This is a genomic window from Streptomyces tatrensis, from assembly GCF_049310065.1.
Classification (GTDB): Bacteria; Actinomycetota; Actinomycetes; order Streptomycetales; family Streptomycetaceae; genus Streptomyces.
In genome coordinates, this window is sequence record NZ_JBMDLB010000011.1 from 538,966 (window position 1) to 556,254 (window position 17,289).

Below are 17,289 nucleotides of genomic sequence, written 5' to 3' on the forward strand. Positions count from 1 at the left end.
TTGAAGGCGCCCCACGCCGGCGGACGGGTCGGCGACGGGGTGGGCCGGGCACGAGCGGTGTGCCGGCCCCGCGGCCGGGTGCCGGACCGCTTCTGCGGTCCGGCACCCGGCCGCCCACGCCCGTGCCGATCCCAGGACCCGTGCCGATCCCAGGACCCGTGCCGATCCCGACACCTCAAGCCCTGCGGGCGGCGCGCCACCGTGTGCCGGCCAGGACGGCCGCGATGAGCAGCAGACCCGCGCCGGTGCCGGCCAGGCCCGCGCGGAGGCCCTCGGGGACGTACGAGCACACCAGCCGGCCGGCGCCGCCGGATCCCAGGGGAACGCCGATCAGCCCCTGGTACGAGACCGGGGCGCGGGCCGGTCCTCCGTCCACCGAGCAGCTCCAGCCGGGGGACGCCGTGGTGGCGAGCACCGCCGTGCCGGTCGAGCCCTCGGGGAGCCGGGCCTCGACGCGGTGTCCGCCGACCGTGACGTGGGTGGCTGCGCCGGCCTTCAGCCCGGCCACGGCCGCGTCGAAGGCGGCCTGGTCCAGGCAGCCGAGCGCCCCGGCCGGCAGGATCTGGCCGTCCTTCTCAGTGCGCAGGGAGAAGGTGAAGCGGCCGTCGGCCGCCGCCGTGCCCAGTTCTTTGACCGGAGCACTGACCACGGGCGGCCTGCCGACGAGTTCCGTGAGCCGCCTGCCGGTGTCCTCGGCGCGGGCGGTCGCGTACAGGTCCGGCGCGTGGAGGAAGGCGCGGGCCCCCGGGGTGCACCGCCCGGTGAACACGGCCCAGCTCTCCGGGCCGTCGCCCTTGGCCTTGGTCAGGGCGAAGCCCGGCCCGGCCGCCGGTTCGGGTGCGGGCCGCCCGCCGGCGTGGGCGAGCGTGGGCACCGTGTAGATCCTGGCGCCGAGGGCGGCCTGGCGGCGGGCCCAGACGGAGCCCTCGGGAGCCCCGTGGGCCTGGTCGCTGCCGGGTGCGCGGAGCGTGACCAGGGGCGGGGCGGGCAGGGTGCGGACGGTGACGCCGGTCTCTCCGGCCGGTTCGAGGACGGTGCCGATGCCGAGCAGGGCCCGCAGCACCGGGTCGTCCGCGGGCCACAGGTGTCGGCCGCCCATGGCCTGGCCGAGGCCGAGGCCGCGCAGTCCGCGCGCGGTCTCCACGCTCACGTAACTGCTGTAGTAGGCGCCGCCCTGGCCGCCGACCAACATCGCGTCGTTGTTGGTGACGAAGAGGCCGGATCCGGCGTCGGCGCGGGTGGCGGGCCAGTTCTCGTGCGCGGCCAGGGCCTGGTGCACGTTCTTGCCGCGCTCGGTCATGGTCTGGGCGCGTACGGGGCCGCGCCGGCGGGGGTCGTTGGCGACGGAGTCGCCGTAGACGCTGTACACGGTGCCGGTGAAGACCGAGACGGCCAGCAGCAGCATGACGCCGATGCGGGCGGGGCGGCGCAGCCCGCGCGCGTAGAAGAGCAGCAGGGCGGTGGTGACTGCGCCGCCGGTCAGGACGCCGGTGAGGGCTTGTTCGTTGACCGGCGGGAGGTCGTAGGTGACGGCGACGAGGAGGGCCAGCAGGCCGGCCCCGCCGAGCAGGGCCCGGGGCCGGGGCATGTGGGCCAGGCAGATCCAGGCGGCCATCGCCATCATGCCGCTCAGGACGAAGGACTCGCGGAAGGGGGCGCCGTGCGGGAGGGCCCCGCCCTGCCAGAGCTCGGCGGTGGGGGTGAGGACGAAGGAGACGCCGGTCAGCAGCATCAGCGAGAACCAGGCCAGGCGTTCGCGGCCGCGCACCTTGGACTGGAAGGGCAGGGTCAGGACGAGGAGGAGGACGAGCACCCCGGCGTAGACGTTCGGCGTGGCGACGCGGACGGGATGGGTGCCCGGTATGAGCATCGAGAGGAAGGTCAGCGGATCGGTGTCCACGCCGACCACGTACAGCTCGGTGGGCTGGGCCCGCCGGTTGGCGAAGGTGCACACCAGAACGGCGGGGGCGGCGAGGAGCAGTCCGGTGCCGGTCATGGTGGCGGCCCGCCACAGTGCCCGGCCGCGGGCGCGCCGGTCCATGTCGGCGAGCAGGAGCCGTACGAGGAACACGAGCGCGGTGGCCGCGGTGGCCATGGCGGCGGTGTAGAAGTTGGCGAACCAGCACAGGGCGACGAGGAGGCTGCCGGGGATCCAGCGGCGGCCGGTCAGACACCAGTCGGCGGCCATCCCCAGCACGGGTATCGCGACCAGGCCCCAGGTCCACATCGGCACCACGGTGCCCTCGGCGACTCCCCAGCCGCAGACGGCGTAGCCGACGGAGAGCAGGGCGCGCAACCAGGGCGAGCCGGGGCGCAGTCGTCCCAGGTACACGGTCATCAGCGCGGCGGCGAGGCCCATGCTGCAGAGGCTGACGAGGTAGACGGAGAGCTCCGCCTGCTGGCGGGGCAGGAGGCCGGTCAGCAGGGAGAACGGATTGGTGAGATAGGTGAAGAAGTCACCGAGAAATCCGACACCGTACCCGCTCTGCCAGTTGAAGAGCAGATCTCCCTGGGCGTTGCCGTGCAGGAGGTCCCAGAGACGGGTGTGGAACGGAACATATTGGTGGCGCAGGTCGTTGGTGGCGCGCGGAACGGATCCGAAAGGGTAGACACCGCGCACGGCGAGACCGGAACTGTAAGCCGCCATGGATATGAGCGCGGCCACGAGAGCAGAAATGAATGCGATATTCCGCTTGACCCCGCCCACCTGCGACGCGACCCCTCCGCGGCCCCCCGTGGCGAGGGGTTTTTCGGCAGGCGTGAGTGAAGTGGCGGTCATGTGTGGCAAACCCTCGTGCGCGGCCAATCGGCGACGGGAAGGCCGCCGATTCACGCACCCTATGCACACCCTCGAAAGAACAACGCGCCCGGCGCAACGAATTCGATCGCGACGACGAGAATGTCCGGTCTCAACCGCATGGAAAATCGACAACCGGCCATTTCTCGCGTGGCGCCCCTCCCCGGAGGGGGCTCCGGGAGCCCTCGGGGCGTGCCCGGGGCCCGCCCGGCTCGGGTGCCGGAACCACCGGATCCCGTAGGCTCTGCGGATGGCAAAGTACTTCGACGTACACCCCGAAAACCCCCAGCCCCGCGCCATCAGCGGCATCGCCGACGGCATCCGCGCAGGAGGGCTCGTCGCCTACCCGACGGACTCCTGCTACGCGCTGGGCGCCCAGCTGGGCAACCGTGACGGCGTGGACCGCATCCGGTCCATCCGGCAGCTCGACGACCGCCACCACTTCACCCTGGTGTGCGAGAACTTCGCGCAGCTCGGCCAGTTCGTCATCATCGACAACGACGTCTTCCGCGCGATCAAGGCGTCCACCCCCGGCAGTTACACCTTCATCCTCCCGGCGACGAAGGAGGTGCCCCGCCAGCTCCAGCACCCGAAGAAGAAGACGGTGGGCGTGCGCATCCCCGACCACGCCGTGGTGCAGGCCCTGCTGGCCGAGCTCGGCGAGCCGCTGCTGTCGAGCACGCTGCTCCTGCCCGACGAGGCGGAGCCGATGACGCAGGGCTGGGAGATCAAGGACCGGCTCGACCACGTCGTCGACATGGTCGTCGACTCCGGCGAGTGCGGGACGCTGCCGACGACGGTCATCGACTTCTCCAGCGGCGAGGCCGAGATCGTCCGGCGGGGCGCGGGGGACACCGCCCGCTTCGAGTAGCCGCCGCAGGCGTTCGCTTCGAGCAGCGGCGGCGTACGCCCGCCCGCCGTACGGTCGGCGGGCGGGCGTACGGCGCGTCAGGTGGGCGTACGGCGCGTCAGGTGGGCGGGTACAGGACGGGCTTGAGGCCGTAGTCGAGCTCGGAGCCGTCCACGAGGAGGGCTTCCACCGTCCGGGTGCGGGGATCGATGTCGGCCACCATCCCGTCACCCGAATAGCGGGGGTAGCCGGAGGCGCCGTTCTGGCCGGTCGGTGCGACGACGGCCGAGCGGATGGCGTCGTCGGGCGACCCCTCCACCACGTGCTCGGGCACCAGCAGGATCTCGAAGGTCTGCGGTTCGGTACTCATTCCCCGACGCTAACCGGATCCCGCGGATCATGCCGTCCGGGGCGGGCCGGGCACGATCCGGAAGGGGCGGCCCAGGGGGTGTCTTGCCGATCAGGCCGGGCTCGCGGGGTCTGGTGCCGACGGGTGGCGCAGCAGGCCGCGAGCCCACCGTTCGTTCAGGCCCGCGAGGAAGCCGATGGCTCCCCAGAAGAACCAGGTCTTGACCAGGGCCCCGTGCTCGGCGCCGGGGAACGGGCCGGTCTCGCACAGCTCGGCCGCGGTGGCCGGCGGGGTGAGGACGGTGAGGATCCCGCCGGCGACGAGGAGGTAGAGCGCGGTCGCCAGGAACCACCCCACCACCACCCGGTACCAGCCCTCCTGGCGCAGGGACCGGCACAGCTGGACCGGATCCGTGTCCGGGCCCTCCCCACCCGCCCCGCCCGCCCCGCCCGTGCTGTCGCGGATGAGCTGCCGGGGATCGCGCAGTCGGACGATCACGCTGAAGACCGCGCCCATCGCGCCGCCCGCGAAGCACAGCAGGGCTCCCGCCAGGGCCAGTCGCGACTGGCAGCCGAGCTCCACTCCGAAGACCCCGGGCACCCACGCCCCCAGCGCGAAGACCACGACCAGGATCACCGGGCTGACCACGATCCCGCACGTCAGGCCGGTGTTCAGGCCGCGCGCCGCGGCGGTGGCCGTATCGGCCCCCAGCCGCGTTCCGGCCAGCGCGACCGCCGTCTCCAGCCGGGCCACGTCGGCCCCCTGGGCAACGGCGCGCAGGGCCCGGAGCAGGTCCTCGGTGACCGCCGCCCTCGTACGCCGTTCGAAGGCCCGCTGCGCGGCCGTGTGCAGGCGGTCGAGGCGGAGCATCAGCTCCGGTTCGGCACACCACAGTTCCCGCAGCCGTTCCGGATCGATGCCGGGCACCTCTTCGAGTGCCCGTATCTCCTCGTCGGCCGCGCCGTCGAACCACTCGCGCACATCGCGCAGCATCGCTCCCCCTCTTCGCACAGCAGTTGTACCCGCCTTCGCCGCGCGAGGATAGCCGCGGGCCCGGCGGACCGCCGCGTCAGTCCCCGGGGTCGGCCTTCCGCGTGGACTCCCTGCCGGGCGGTTCGCCGTTCCCGAACGCGCGGAAGAGCGCGTGGAGCAGGACCGCGGCGAGCGTACCCGCCACCACCCCGCTGCCGAGGACCGTCCGGGCCCAGGTGGGGAACCCCTGGTAGAGGTCGGGGGCCACCACCGGCAGCAGTCCGGCGGTGAGGGCCAGCGCGATCACGGTGGAGCCGCCGCCGGCGCCGGGCGCGGTCCGCCCGAGCATGTCGACGCCCATGACCGCGATGATCCCGTAGATCACCAGGGCGGATCCGCCGACGACGGGCGCGGGGATCGCGGCCAGCAGCCGGGAGACGGGTGCCAGCAGGCCGACGGCGACGAGCAGTACTCCCGCCCCGGCGGTCACGAAGCGGCTGCGGACCCCGGTGAGCCGCCCGATGCCGATGTTCTCGGCGCTCGTGACCATCAGCGAGGTGCCGAACAGCCCGCCGAACACGGAGATCAGGGCGTCGGCCCTGGCCACCCGGGGCACGTCGCGTCCGGGGTCGCTCTCGCGCCCCACGGTCTCGCTGTTCAGCACGGTCTGCCCGGTGATCTCCGCGAGGGTGGTGAGGCTGAAGACGAGGAGGGGCAGTGCGGCGAGCACGTCGAAGTGCGGTGCGCCGTACGGGAGGAGGTGCGGGAGGGTCAGGCCTCCGCCGGCTCCGCCCACGGGCGCGAAGTGGCCGAGGCCTGTCGTGAGCGCGATGAGGGTGCCCGCGCCCATGCCGAGGAGCACGGCGGTCTGCCGCCAGATCCCGCGCAGCACCATGAGGAAGAGCACGGTGACGGCGATGGTCGCGCCGGCCAGCACGACCGCCGAGGGTGCGGCGTACCCGGGGCTCCCGGGGCGGCCGGTGACCAGCTGGGCGGCTACCCGGATCATGGCGATCCCGATGAGCAGCACGGTGACGCCCATGACCAGGGGCGGGAAGAGCCCTACGACCTTGGCGTAGAAGGGCAGCACGGCGAAGAGCAGCGCGGCGGCGAGGAGCACCGAGCCGGTCGCGGTCGCGGGGCCGTGGTCCTTGGCTATCTGGAGGAAGAGCGCGGTGGCCGCCCCGCCGGGGAGCATGACGAACGGCAGCCGGGCCCCGAACCGCCAGATCCCGAGGGACTGGAGGAGGGTGCCGGCGCCGCAGAGCACGAGGGTGGCGCTGAGCAGGGAGGCGGTGTGCGCGGCGCCGAGGCCGAGGGCCTGGCCGGTCAGGAACGTGGTGGAGACCGGCGCCGCCACCATGGCCAGGACGTGCTGTGCGGACAGCGGGGCCAGCCGGCGCAGCGGCAGCCGCTCGTCCACCGGACTGACCGGGCCCACCGGACCCGCCGCCGCGCGCTTCGTGGGTGTGGTGCTCATCGGGCGGCCTCTCTGTCCAGCCAGGGCAGCTCTTCGGCGGTGTACCGGTAGGCGCGGAAGACCGCGTTGGGTTCGGACGGGAACAGGCCCCGGACCTCGGACTCCTGGTAGGCGCCGAAGTGGGGGACGACGTACTCCCAGCAGAGGTAGCCCTCGGGGGTCACCTCGAAGAGGCGGCCCGACGGGGAGTCGGTGACGAGGGTGTTGCCGCCGGCGAGGCGCTGGGCGCTGCCCATGAACGGGGCGAAGAAGGCCTCGCGGGCGGGTTCGTGGTACTCCCAGACGACCTTGCCGGAGGAGCGCTCGATCTCGATGACGCGGGAGTAGGGGACGTCCGATCCGGGCCGGAAGACGCCGTTGTCGAACACCAGCACCCTGCCGTCGGCGAGTTCGGTGGGTGCGTGCTGCTGCGAGACGGTTCCGGGCTCGGTGCGCCAGAGGATCTCGCCGGTCTCCCGGCTGATGACGACCACGGCCGAGACGCTGCGCAGGCTGGCGAGGACGTTCCCGTCGGCGAGCGGTACGACGCTGTTGATGAGCGGCCAGTGTTCGCGCGCGTAGTCGGGGTGCAGGGCGTATTCGGCCCGGTCGAGGTGTTCGGCCGCGCTCCACGACCAGCGTACGGAGCCGTCGGCGTCGACCTCGGTGATGGTGTCGGCCCACACCGTGCCGTCGGCCGCCTCCGAGCCGGGCACTCCGCCGAGCACGCCCGCCGCGTCGGCACCCCGCAGGGGTTCGAGCGCGGCGTAGAGGACGCGGCCGCCGCCGAGGTGGTGGGCGTCGTGGTGCTGGAGCGGATCGCGGTGCTCGCGCAGGACGGTGCCGTCGGGGGCGGCTTCGAGCATCACGCCGCCGCGGTACTTGTGCCACATCGGGAAGAGGGCCTCCTCGCCGGGGAGCACGCCGCTGTAGGCCAGGTTCCCGTTGCCGAGGATCCGGGCGTGCCGGCCGGGGCGGTAGGGCAGGCGCCACTCGTGGACCACCTCGCCGTGGATGTCGATCAGGTAGACCTCGCCGGTGCCGGTGAGCGGGGCGTAGAGGGTGTACCCGCCTTCCGAGGCGGCGGGGTCGTGGGCGATGAGACCGGTGCCGCGGCGGCGGCGGAAGTTCTGGTCGACCGGGGGCATGCGGGTGTCCTCCTGCAGAGCGTGAAACTTTGTTTGATACGAGCAATCTCCTTTGAAGTTAGCGGCGCATTGTTGCGGCACTGTGAAGGGAGTGCGAAGCCCGCGGCGAGGTGCGGGAAGATGATCGTCAGAGGCGGCGGCGAACGATGAGCGGGGTGGGCGGCCAGGTGGAAGACGAGACCTCCGAGCGGCGGATCGGTGCGGGCATCCGCAGGCGGCGCAGGGCCCTGGACCTCACCCTCGCGGAGGTGGCCGCGCGCAGCGGGCTGTCCTCGCCCTTCCTCAGCCAGATCGAGAACGACCGGGCCCGGCCCAGCATGCGGTCGCTCCAGCGGGTGGCCGACGCCCTGGACACCACGGCCGTGCAGCTGCTGGCCGCCGGGGAGACCCCGCGCCGGGTGGACATCGTGCGGGCCGACGCCGATCCGGGGCTGGACGCGGGGCTCGGCTCCGGGCCGGGCTCCGGGCCGGATCCGACGGCCCGGGTCCGGCCTCTCGTACGCGGTCAGCACCAGATGCACGCGCTGGAGTTCACCGGGGACCACGACGCCGATCGCGCGTTCCGGCACCGCAACGACGAGCTGATGTACGTCGCCGACGGCTCGGCCGAGGTGGAGGTGGACGGGCGGACCCACCGCCTGGGCCGCGGCGACACGCTGTACCTGGCCGGCGGGGTGGAGCACCGCTGGCGGGCGCTGGAGGCGGGCACGCGGGTGCTGCTGGTCGCCGTGGCCGACCACGTCGAGGCCGTGGTGGACCCCCGGGGCTGACCGGAGGCCGCCGTACGCACGGGTGCCTCGGAAGGTCGGTTCGCGCGGGTGCTGGGGAAGGTCGGTTCGTGCGGATGCCGCCCAAGGTTGGTTCGTGCGGATGCCGCGGAAGGTCGGTTCGTGGGTACCGCGGAACGTCAGTTCGCGCGGGTGCCGCGCAAGGACTGGTGGACGGCCCAGGCCACCGAGACCAGCGGGACGGCCACCACGGCTCCCACGATCCCGGCGGCGATGGCTCCCGCGACCACCGACAGGGCCACCACCATCGGGTGCAGCCGTACCGCCCGGCTCATGACGAGCGGGTGCAGCAAGTGCCCCTCGATCTGGCCGATGACCACGATGAGCGCGACCACGAGGCCCGCCACGAGCGGCCCCTTGGCGGCGAGGGCGACGACGGCGGCCACGCCGAGGGCCACCGGCGAGCCGATGAGCGGGATGAACGCGGCGACGAACTCCAGCAGGGCGAGCGGGACGGCCAGCGGGACGCCGAGGAGGTAGAGCGCGATGCCGACGAGGACGGCATTCGTGGCGGCCACGATCACGATGCCGTGGGAGTAGCCCGTGAAGGTCCGCCACGCGGCCCGGCCGGCCGCGGCCACCCGGTCCCGTACGCCTTCCGGCAGCTGGCCGCAGAACCAGTTCCACTGACGGTCGCCCGAGTGGATGAAGAAGACCGAGCAGAACAGTGCCAGGGCCACCACGGTGAACACCGCCACGACCCGGCCGGCCCCGTCCAGCGCCGTGCTCAGCAGGGTCGAGCGGTGGCTGGCGAAGTAGGTTCCGATCTTCGACTGGACATCGCTCAGGGCGTGCAAGTCGAGCCGGAACGGCGGACCCTGGAGCCAGCTCTGGATCCGGGCCAGCCCGGCCCTGAACTCCCGCACCAGCGTGGGCCACTCCCCCGCGACGGCCTCGCCGACCAGCGCGAGGGCGCCGAGCACCACGATCAGGCTGCCGATCAGCGCGCAGGCCACGGCGAGCCCGCGGGGCATCACCCGGGCCAGCAGACCGGCCGGCGGGCGCAGCATGGCCGCCGCCACCAGGCCCAGGAACAGCGCCACGGAGATCTCGTGGAACCGTCCCAGGACGACGAAGACCGCGTAGGCCGCCGCTCCGACGACCAGGATCCGCCAGGCGTATCCGGCCGCGGTCCGCAGGACCGGGGCCACCGGGGCCGCCGCCCGTGCGGCCGCGGCCGTCACGCGCGCCGGGGTACGGGCCCGGCCGGTCCCGCCTTCGCCGCGCGGGCGGGCTCCGGGCGGGAGCCTCCGGGCGGGCCGCGTCACGAGTCGCCTGGTCATGTGCGGCCGCACCTCCGGGGTGTGTTGGTCCCCTCGGGCTATCACCCCGGCGGCGGCCTCTCCGTGCGCCGCGCAGCGCGTTCGCCCGAAGGCTTCATCCGCGCTGGGCCGAAGGAGCAGACACGGGCGTTGCCCCTCGTTCGGGGAGTTCGCTGGTCACAGGGGGTTTCCCGGTGCGGGCCGCCGACGGGCGACGGGAAACCCGTCGACCCCGGTGCCCGGCGGGGACAGGCTCCAGGTGTCAGCACGGAGCAAGACCCGAGGGGACACCATGCGCAAGATGATCCGCGGCGCCGCCGCGTTCGCCACCGCCGCTGCCGCCGTCGTCGCACTGAGCGGAGCCGCCGGGGCGTCCGGCGCCCAGCCGGCCGACACGTGGGCCGGCTGCCCGGACGGGGCGGTCTGCATCTACCCGCAGAACCAGAATCCCGCCGTCAGTCCGAGCCACGTCTTCTACAGCTACGGGGCCCACAACCTGACCAACCAGTTCGGCAACCACTGGGTCCTCAACAACCAGTACGGCGGTGCCACCGCACGCCTGTGCGCCGGCTCCAACGGGGTCAACTGCGGCAACCCCATCGCCCAGGGCACCGGGGTCTACGCCGACCTCGGGCCGATCAACTCGATCACCCTCAACCGCTAGCGGTCCACGGGCCACTGCGCCCGTACACCTCTACGCCCGACCACCTCTACGCCCATACACCCCTACGCCACTCGCGAGAACGTTCCGGAGTCCGGGCCCCGACCGGGCTCCGGAACGCCGCTGTTTCACGCCACACCGCACGAATGGCCGGTCGGCCCTCCGACCCCCGCGCTAGCCTGGGCACCTGCCTCTCACAGCCTGGGCGCACATTGCCATGGGGGACGTCTTGGGGGATCCGGACCGCGCGAGCGGGACCGCGGCGGCCTTTCCCGCCCAACTGCGAAGGCTGCGCGTGCAGCGCGGCCTGTCGCTGGGCGACCTGGCCCGCCGGACGCACTACAGCAAGGGCTATCTCAGCAAGATCGAGACCGGTGCGAAGCCGGTCACCCTCGAGGTCGCGCGCAGCTGCGACCGGGCCCTCGCGGCCGAGGGCGAACTGCTGCGGCTGGTACCGGAGAGCGAGGATTCCGGGCCCCGCGCCGAGCGGGCCGATCGGCCCGGCCCTGCGGGTACTCCCGCTGCACCCGCCGCTCCCGCCGCGCCCGGTCCGCCCCACCAGCGTGCTCCGCAGTCGGACGGCGCCTGCCCCTACCGCGGCCTGTCGGCGTTCACCCCGCAGGACGCCCGGTGGTTCTTCGGCCGGGAGCGTGCCACGGCCGCCCTCGTCGAGCGGGTCCACGACCGGCTCGGGCACGGCCCGCTGCTCCTCGTAGCCCGGTCGGGTGCGGGCAAGTCCTCCCTGCTCAGCGCGGGTCTGGTGCCGGCCCTGCGGCGCGGCGGATTCCCGATGGCGGGCTCCGACGGCTGGCCGGTCGTCAGGTTCACCCCCACCGCGCACCCGCTGCGGGAACTGCTCGAAGCCACCGTCAAGGCGGTGGGGGGCGATCTCGGCGTCAGTCCGGAGCAGTTGGGCGCCCGCCCGGAACTGCTGCTCGAATCCGTCCACCGGCTGCGGCCCGGCGTCGGCCTCCTCCCTGACGCCGAGGGGCGGCCGCTCCCGACCGTACGGCCGGTGCTGCTGGTCGACCAGTTCGAGGAGCTGTTCACCCTCTGCTCCGACGAGGAGGAGCGCCGCGCCTTCGTACGGGTGCTCCTCGCCCTGTCCACTTCCCCGGGGGCGCCGGCCGGCGCCCCCGGGTACGACCCGGCCGTCGTCGTGCTCGCTGTGCGCGCCGACTTCTCCGGGCAGTGCCTGGAACTGCCGGAGCTGGCAGCCGTGTTCAGCGACGGACTGTTCGTCCTGCCCCCGATGTCCGTGGCGGAGCTGCGGGAGTCGATCACGCGCCCGGCGGAGCTCGCCGGGCTCGTACTGGAACCGGGGCTGGTGCCGCTGCTGCTGCGGGACGCGGGCGTACGGGGCTCCGGCGCCGGGGACCCCGGCGTGGAGGACCCCGGTGTGGAGGACCCCGGCGTCGGGGCCCCCGCGGCGCGCACCGGCGGCGGTCCGGACGCCCGGCCGGGCGAGGCGCCCTCCAGCGCGCTGCCCCTGATGTCCCACGCCCTGATGGCCACCTGGCAGCGGCGCGAGGGATCCACCCTCACCGTCGCGGGGTACGAGTACGCCGGCGGCATCCAGGGCGCCGTCGCGCGCAGCGCGGAGCAGGTGTACGCCCGCCTGTACCCGGCCGAACAGCGGATGGTGCGCCGGCTCCTCGTCCGGCTGGTGCACATCGCCGACGGTACGGGGCCGACCCGGCGCCGGATGAGCCGCACCGCCCTGCTGGAGGGGCAGGCGGACACCGTGCGGGCCGCCGCCGCCCTGAGGCCTGTCGTCAAACTCCCGTCTGCCCCGCGACGCCTGGCACGTGCTCTCGCCGCACCGGGCGGAAGCCCACGTACGTCCAGTACGCGGACTTCCGCCCGGCACGCCGAGAGCACGCACCAGACGCCGCGGGGCCGCCCTCCGGGCGACGACGGGAGTTTGACGACAGGCCTCGACGCCTTCGTCCGGGCCCGGCTGATCAGCGCGGACAGCGAGACCGTGGAGATCACCCACGAGGCCCTGCTGCACGCCTGGCCCCGGCTGCGCGGCTGGATCCACGCCGACCGGGCCGGACTGCTCGTCCACCAGCAACTCGCCCAGGCCGCCGACGAATGGGCGCGCGAGGCCCGCGACCCCTCCGTGCTCTACCGCGGCAGCCGCCTCGCCACCGCCCGGGCCTGGGCCGAGGAGCTGGACGGCCGCAGCCGGCTGGGCCCCGGGGAAGCGGCCTTCCTCGACGCGAGCCGGGCCGCGGAGGAGGCCCGCCGGCGTCAGGACCGGCTCCGGGTCCGGCTGCACCAGCGGATGCTGGCCACGCTCGTCGTCCTGCTCCTGCTGGCGCTGACCGCCGGCGGGGTGGCCTACCAGCAGCGCGCGGGGGCGCTCGGGCAGGAGCGGACCGCCCGGTCCCAGGCGCTGGCCGCCCGGTCCCTGTCACTGGCGGCCGGACAGCCCGAGGCCTCCATGCTGCTCGCCGAGGAGGCCTACCGGGCCGAAGCGACGCCCGAGGCGCACGGCGCCCTGCTCAGCACCCAGTCGCAGCCCTTCCTGGCGCGGCTCGGCGGGCACGGCGGGCCGGTCAACGCGGTGGCCTTCGCGCCCGGCGGCCGGACCCTGGCGACCGCCGGCTCCGACGGGAAGGTGCTGCTGCGGCGGGTGGCCGACCGGAGCACGGTCGCCGCCTTCACGGCCCCCGGCCGGGTGCGCACGGTCGCCTTCAGCCCCGACGGGCGGACCCTGGCGGCCGGTTCCACCGACGGCCCGGTCCGGCTCTGGCCGGTCGGAGCGGGCAGCGGCGGTGCCGTGTCCGTGCTGCCCCCGAGTACGGCGGGCGCCCGGGCGGTGGCCTTCGCCCCCGACGGGGGCACCCTCGCGGTCGCAGCCGCCGACGGGACCATCCGGTTGCTGGATCCGGCCGGGGAACACCGGGAGCGTGGCGTCCTGACCGGGCACACCGCACGGGTCAACACCCTGGCCTACGCCCCGGACGGCCGGAGCCTCGTATCGGCCGGCGCCGACGGGACCGTACGCCTGTGGGACACGCGGCGGGCGGAGCCGGCAGCCGTTCTGGAGGGGCACACCGGGGAAGTGCTGGGCGCGGCCTTCGCGCCGGACGGCCGTACGGTCGCCACCGGCGGGGTCGACCGTACGGTGCGGCTGTGGGACGTCGGCGGGCGGCGCGCGACCGCGACGCTGGCCGGGCACAGCGACGACGTCAACTCCGTGGCCTACACGCCGGACGGCACCACCGTCATCAGCGGGGGCGGCGACGGCACCACCCGTCTGTGGGACGTCCGGGGCGCCCGGCTCACGGCCACGCTCGCCGGGCACACCGACTACGTGCTCGCCGTCTCCGTGGATCCGGCGGGATCGGTGCTCGCCACCGCCGCGTTCGACCAGTCCGTCGTGCTCTGGGACCTGCGGGGGCCGGTGCTGACGGCGCGCCCGTTCACCGAGGTGTGGCACGCCGCGTACAGCCCCGACGGGAAGCTCCTCGCCACGGCCGACGCCGATCACACGGTGCTGGTGTGGGACGTGGCCGGACGGCGGGTTCTGGCCACTTTCGCGGGGCACGCCGAGACGGTGTTCTCGGTGGCGTTCGCCCCCGACGGCCGCACCCTCGCCTCGGCCGGAGCCGACGGCACCGTACGTCTCTGGGACACCACACGCCTCGGGGGCACCACCACGCGCGCCCCTCTCGCCACCCTCACGGGACACACCGGGACCGTGTTCTCGGTGGCGTTCGCCCCGGACGGCCGCACCCTCGCCTCGGCCGGAGCCGACGGCACCGTACGGCTGTGGGACACCGCCGCGCGCAGTCCGCTCGCCACCCTCATCGGGCACACCGACTTCGCCAACGACGTCGTCTTCAGCCCCGACGGGCGGACCTTGGCCAGCGCCGGGGACGATCTGACCGTCCGGCTCTGGGACGTGGCCGGGCGCCGTCCGCTCGCCGCGCTCAGCGGGCACGCGGGAGCGGTACGGGCCGTCGCGTTCGGCCCGGACGGGCGGACCCTGGCGAGCAGCGGCAACGACGGCACCGTACGGCTGTGGGACGCGGAGCAGCGGCGCGTCACCGCGGTGCTGACCGGGCACACCGGCTCGGCGCGCGGCATCGCCTTCTCCCCCGACGGGACGACCCTGGCGAGCAGTGGCAACGACCGTACGGTGCGGCTGTGGGACGTGTCCGGACGCCGGCTCCGGGCCGTGCTGTCGGGCCACACCAACGCGGTGTGGGGGGTCGTCTTCTCCCCCGACGGGCGGACGCTGGCGAGCAGCAGCAACGACGGCACCGTACGGCTGTGGAACCCGGATCCCGCCGCCCGGCTGGCGGACATCTGCCGGACGGTGGGCCGCCTGGGACCGCGGGAGCGGCAGGCCCTGGTGCCCGGTCTGCCCGTACGGGCTCCGCGGCGCGGCTGCTGAGCGTGAGGCTGCCCGGCGGCGCGGCTGCCCGGCGGCGGCTGACGGGCCCTGAGCCGTCCGGGGTTTCCTCCGGGGTTTCCCGTTGCCCGTTCGGGTGGTGCCGCGTTCGGCCCTCGACGGGGCGCGGCCGGCGCCGACAGGCTGGTCCACGGATGCGGCGCCGGCGGCCAAGTGCCGTACGGGCCGCCGTGCTTCATCCCATCCCGCCGCGTGAATCGAGGTCTCCCACCGTGCTGCGCCGAACAGGTCTGATCGGAACGCTCCTCGCGCTCCTGGCCGTACTCCTCTGCACCCCCGCCAACCCGGCGGCCGCCGACAGCGGTTGCCGGGTCCTGACCCCCGGGGCCTCCGCGGCGGCCGAACGCGCCGTCGCCGCCGCCTGCGAACAGGTGGGAAAGGGGGTCTGGTACACCTGGGGCGGTGGTCACGGCCCGGTGCCCGGTGCCACGTACGGGCAGGTGGATCCCACCGATCCGGCGAGCGAACACGATCCCGAACGGCTCGGCTTCGACTGTTCGGGACTGGTCCGCTACGCCTATGCGCAGGCCACCGGCTCGGACCCGCTCGACGGGGTGGCCAGTGCGCAGTACTACACGCACCGCGCGGCCGCGCGCTTCACCGCCGCCCAGGGGCTCGCTCCGCTGCTCCCCGGCGACCTGCTGGTGTGGGGGACCTCCCGGGACCTGCACCACATCGCCCTCTACCTCGGGGCGGGCAGGATGGCGGAGGCCCGGCAGTCGGGCACCAAGCTGATGGTCAGTGAGGTCACCGACGCCCGTCTGTCGAACGGCTATTACGGGGCGGTCCGCGTGGACACCGGCCCGGTCACCGGGCACGTGTTCCAGACCTGGGGCACCGGCGTCTGGACCAAGGAGCGGCCGTCCACGGCGGCCCCGCGCGTCTACGCCTTCCCCGGGCCCACGACCATCCGCGTCGAATGCCAGAAGCACGCGGAGTCGGTGACCTCGGACGGCTACACCAATGACGTCTGGTCGTACCTTCCGGACTACCGGGCGTGGATGACGAACATTTACGTCCGCGGGGCGGCTTGGCTGGAAAACGTCCCTATGTGCCGTTGATCATCCGTAAGGTCGGAAACGATCTACAAACCCCCCAAGCCGGCCGACCCGGCCCATCCGAGGAGAAACGTGCGCCCGTCCACGTCCCAGTCGTCCCTGCCGTCCCAGTCGTCCCTGCCGTCCTCGTCCTCCCGGTCCTTCCTGCCGGCGCTCCCCCGCTCACGGCGCCTGGCCGTCGGCGCCGCCCTGCTCGCCGTCGTGGCCGGCGGCACGCTGCCCGCCACCGCCGCCCACGCGGCGACCGCGCCCGGCTCCGCCGCCCAGGCCCCCGTCCAGCCGGCCGCCGCCGCGCCCGACCTCGAGGCCCTGACGCAGGCGTTGCGCAACACGACGGCGGCCGGAGCTCCCGGCGCGATGGCCCGCTTCACCGGTCCGGACGGTGTCCGCTCCCGGGTGGAGGGCGTACGGGACCGGAGCACGGGCGCGGCGATGGACACGCGGGCCCGCTTCCGCATCGGCAGCGTCACCAAGACGTTCTCCTCGGTCGTCCTCCTCCAACTGGCCGACGAGGGACGGATCGAGCTGGACCGGCCGGTCAACGCCTACCTTCCGGGCCTGCTGTCCGACGACCGGATCACGGTGCGCCACCTGCTCACCCACCGGAGCGGCCTGGCGGACTACACGAACGCGATGTTCGAGCACACCGTGCCCGGCTTCGAGGCCGTCCGGAACAAGGTGTTCACCTACCAGGAGCTCGTCGGCCTCTCGCTCGCCGAGCCGAGGACCACCGAGCCCGGGGTGGCGTACAAGTACTCGAACACCAACTTCGTCGTGGTGGGGATGCTCATCGAGAAGGCCACCGGAAAGCCGGCGGCCAAGGAGTACGAGCGGCGCATCATCAAGCCCCTCAAGCTGAAGAACACCTCCTACGTCCACCCCGGCACGGCCATCAAGGGTCTGCACGCCAACGGCTACCTGCACCCGGACGAGGCCGGCGCCCCGCTGGTCGACTCCACCGAACAGACCGTCTCCTGGGCCCAGTCCGCGGGCGCGATGATCTCCAGCGCGGCCGACCTCAGCACCTTCATGTCCTCCCTGCTCGGCGGGAAGCTGCTGCGCCCCGGCACGCTGGACGCCATGCTCACCGTGACCCCGACCGACGCCACGAACACCCGGTTCTACGGGCTGGGCCTGCGCCGCTATGACCTCTCGTGCGGTGCGCAGGTCTACGGGCACACGGGCACGGTGCAGGGCTTCTACACCTACGCGTTCACCACCCGGGACGGCAAGCGCTCCCTCTCCGCCATGGCGAACACCTCCAACCGGGGCCAGGCCAACACCGCCCTCGGCGGCACGCTGGAGGCCGCCTTCTGCGGCAAGGCGCCGGCCTCCGCCGCGGTCGCCGGACCGGCCACCGCGCGCGGTTTCGCATTCGCCCCGGCCGCGGCCGAGGCGGACCTCCCCGAGAACCGCTGACGGCGATTCCCGGACACCGGGAGGCTCCCGCCCCTTGGCCTGGGGGCGGGAGCCGGGAAAGCTGAACTCCGCATTCCCACACGGATGTTGTCCGTGT

Annotated in this window: 12 protein-coding genes; 6 read left to right on the plus strand and 6 right to left on the minus strand. The window is 73.8% G+C overall.

What is annotated here, in order from left to right; all coding sequences use genetic code 11:
• Nucleotides 1–175: 175 nt before the first annotated feature.
• Nucleotides 176–2,647 (minus strand): YfhO family protein, encoded by a 2,472-nt coding sequence (locus ACODT5_RS18100; protein WP_422520339.1) that lies wholly within the window; start codon nt 2,645–2,647, stop codon nt 176–178.
• 400 nt (nt 2,648–3,047) lie between these two features.
• Here ACODT5_RS18100 and ACODT5_RS18105 point away from each other — a divergent pair, with 400 nt between their 5' ends.
• The gene (locus ACODT5_RS18105) at nt 3,048–3,668 is read left to right on the plus strand and encodes an L-threonylcarbamoyladenylate synthase (RefSeq protein WP_422520340.1); all 621 of its coding nucleotides are present in this window, start codon (nt 3,048–3,050) and stop codon (nt 3,666–3,668) included.
• A gap of 97 nt (nt 3,669–3,765) precedes the next feature.
• Here ACODT5_RS18105 and ACODT5_RS18110 read toward each other — a convergent pair whose 3' ends face one another.
• The 4 genes from ACODT5_RS18110 to ACODT5_RS18125 all read right to left on the minus strand — a co-directional run bounded on the left by ACODT5_RS18110 (nt 3,766) and on the right by ACODT5_RS18125 (nt 7,575).
• On the minus strand, nt 3,766–4,017 hold the full coding sequence (locus tag ACODT5_RS18110; protein ID WP_422520341.1) for a hypothetical protein: 252 nt from the start codon (nt 4,015–4,017) through the stop codon (nt 3,766–3,768).
• A gap of 90 nt (nt 4,018–4,107) precedes the next feature.
• Nucleotides 4,108–4,989 (minus strand): hypothetical protein, encoded by an 882-nt coding sequence (locus ACODT5_RS18115; RefSeq protein ID WP_422520342.1) that lies wholly within the window; start codon nt 4,987–4,989, stop codon nt 4,108–4,110.
• Between the two features lie 76 nt (nt 4,990–5,065).
• Nucleotides 5,066–6,448 carry a uracil-xanthine permease family protein gene (locus tag ACODT5_RS18120; protein WP_422520343.1) on the minus strand — a complete coding sequence of 461 codons (1,383 nt, stop codon included), beginning with the start codon at nt 6,446–6,448 and terminating at the stop codon, nt 5,066–5,068.
• Nucleotides 6,445–7,575, minus strand: coding sequence for an aryl-sulfate sulfotransferase (locus ACODT5_RS18125; RefSeq protein ID WP_422520344.1), 1,131 nt, complete (start codon nt 7,573–7,575; stop codon nt 6,445–6,447). Before ACODT5_RS18125 ends, ACODT5_RS18120 begins: the two co-directional genes overlap by 4 nt.
• A 146-nt stretch (nt 7,576–7,721) precedes the next feature.
• Here ACODT5_RS18125 and ACODT5_RS18130 point away from each other — a divergent pair, with 146 nt between their 5' ends.
• Complete coding sequence (locus tag ACODT5_RS18130) at nt 7,722–8,345, plus strand: helix-turn-helix domain-containing protein (protein ID WP_422520345.1); 624 nt, start codon at nt 7,722–7,724, stop codon at nt 8,343–8,345.
• Nucleotides 8,346–8,482: 137 nt separating this feature from the next.
• Here the strand turns inward: ACODT5_RS18130 and ACODT5_RS18135 are convergent, their stop codons facing one another.
• Entirely contained in the window at nt 8,483–9,646 is a 1,164-nt protein-coding gene (locus ACODT5_RS18135) for an AI-2E family transporter (RefSeq protein WP_422520346.1), read from the minus strand.
• Nucleotides 9,647–9,917: 271 nt separating this feature from the next.
• On the opposite strand from ACODT5_RS18135, the gene ACODT5_RS18140 reads away from it, so the two are divergent.
• From ACODT5_RS18140 to ACODT5_RS18155, 4 genes are all read left to right on the plus strand, one after another.
• A complete protein-coding gene (locus ACODT5_RS18140) occupies nt 9,918–10,289 on the plus strand; it encodes a hypothetical protein (protein WP_422520347.1) in 372 nt (123 codons plus the stop codon).
• Between the two features lie 214 nt (nt 10,290–10,503).
• A complete protein-coding gene (locus ACODT5_RS18145; RefSeq protein WP_422520348.1) occupies nt 10,504–14,697 on the plus strand; it encodes an nSTAND1 domain-containing NTPase in 4,194 nt (1,397 codons plus the stop codon).
• A gap of 230 nt (nt 14,698–14,927) precedes the next feature.
• Nucleotides 14,928–15,776 (plus strand): C40 family peptidase, encoded by an 849-nt coding sequence (locus ACODT5_RS18150; protein WP_422520349.1) that lies wholly within the window; start codon nt 14,928–14,930, stop codon nt 15,774–15,776.
• Nucleotides 15,777–15,944: 168 nt separating this feature from the next.
• Nucleotides 15,945–17,192, plus strand: a complete 1,248-nt coding sequence (locus ACODT5_RS18155; protein ID WP_479685672.1) for a serine hydrolase domain-containing protein — start codon at nt 15,945–15,947, stop codon at nt 17,190–17,192.
• Nucleotides 17,193–17,289: the final 97 nt, after the last annotated feature.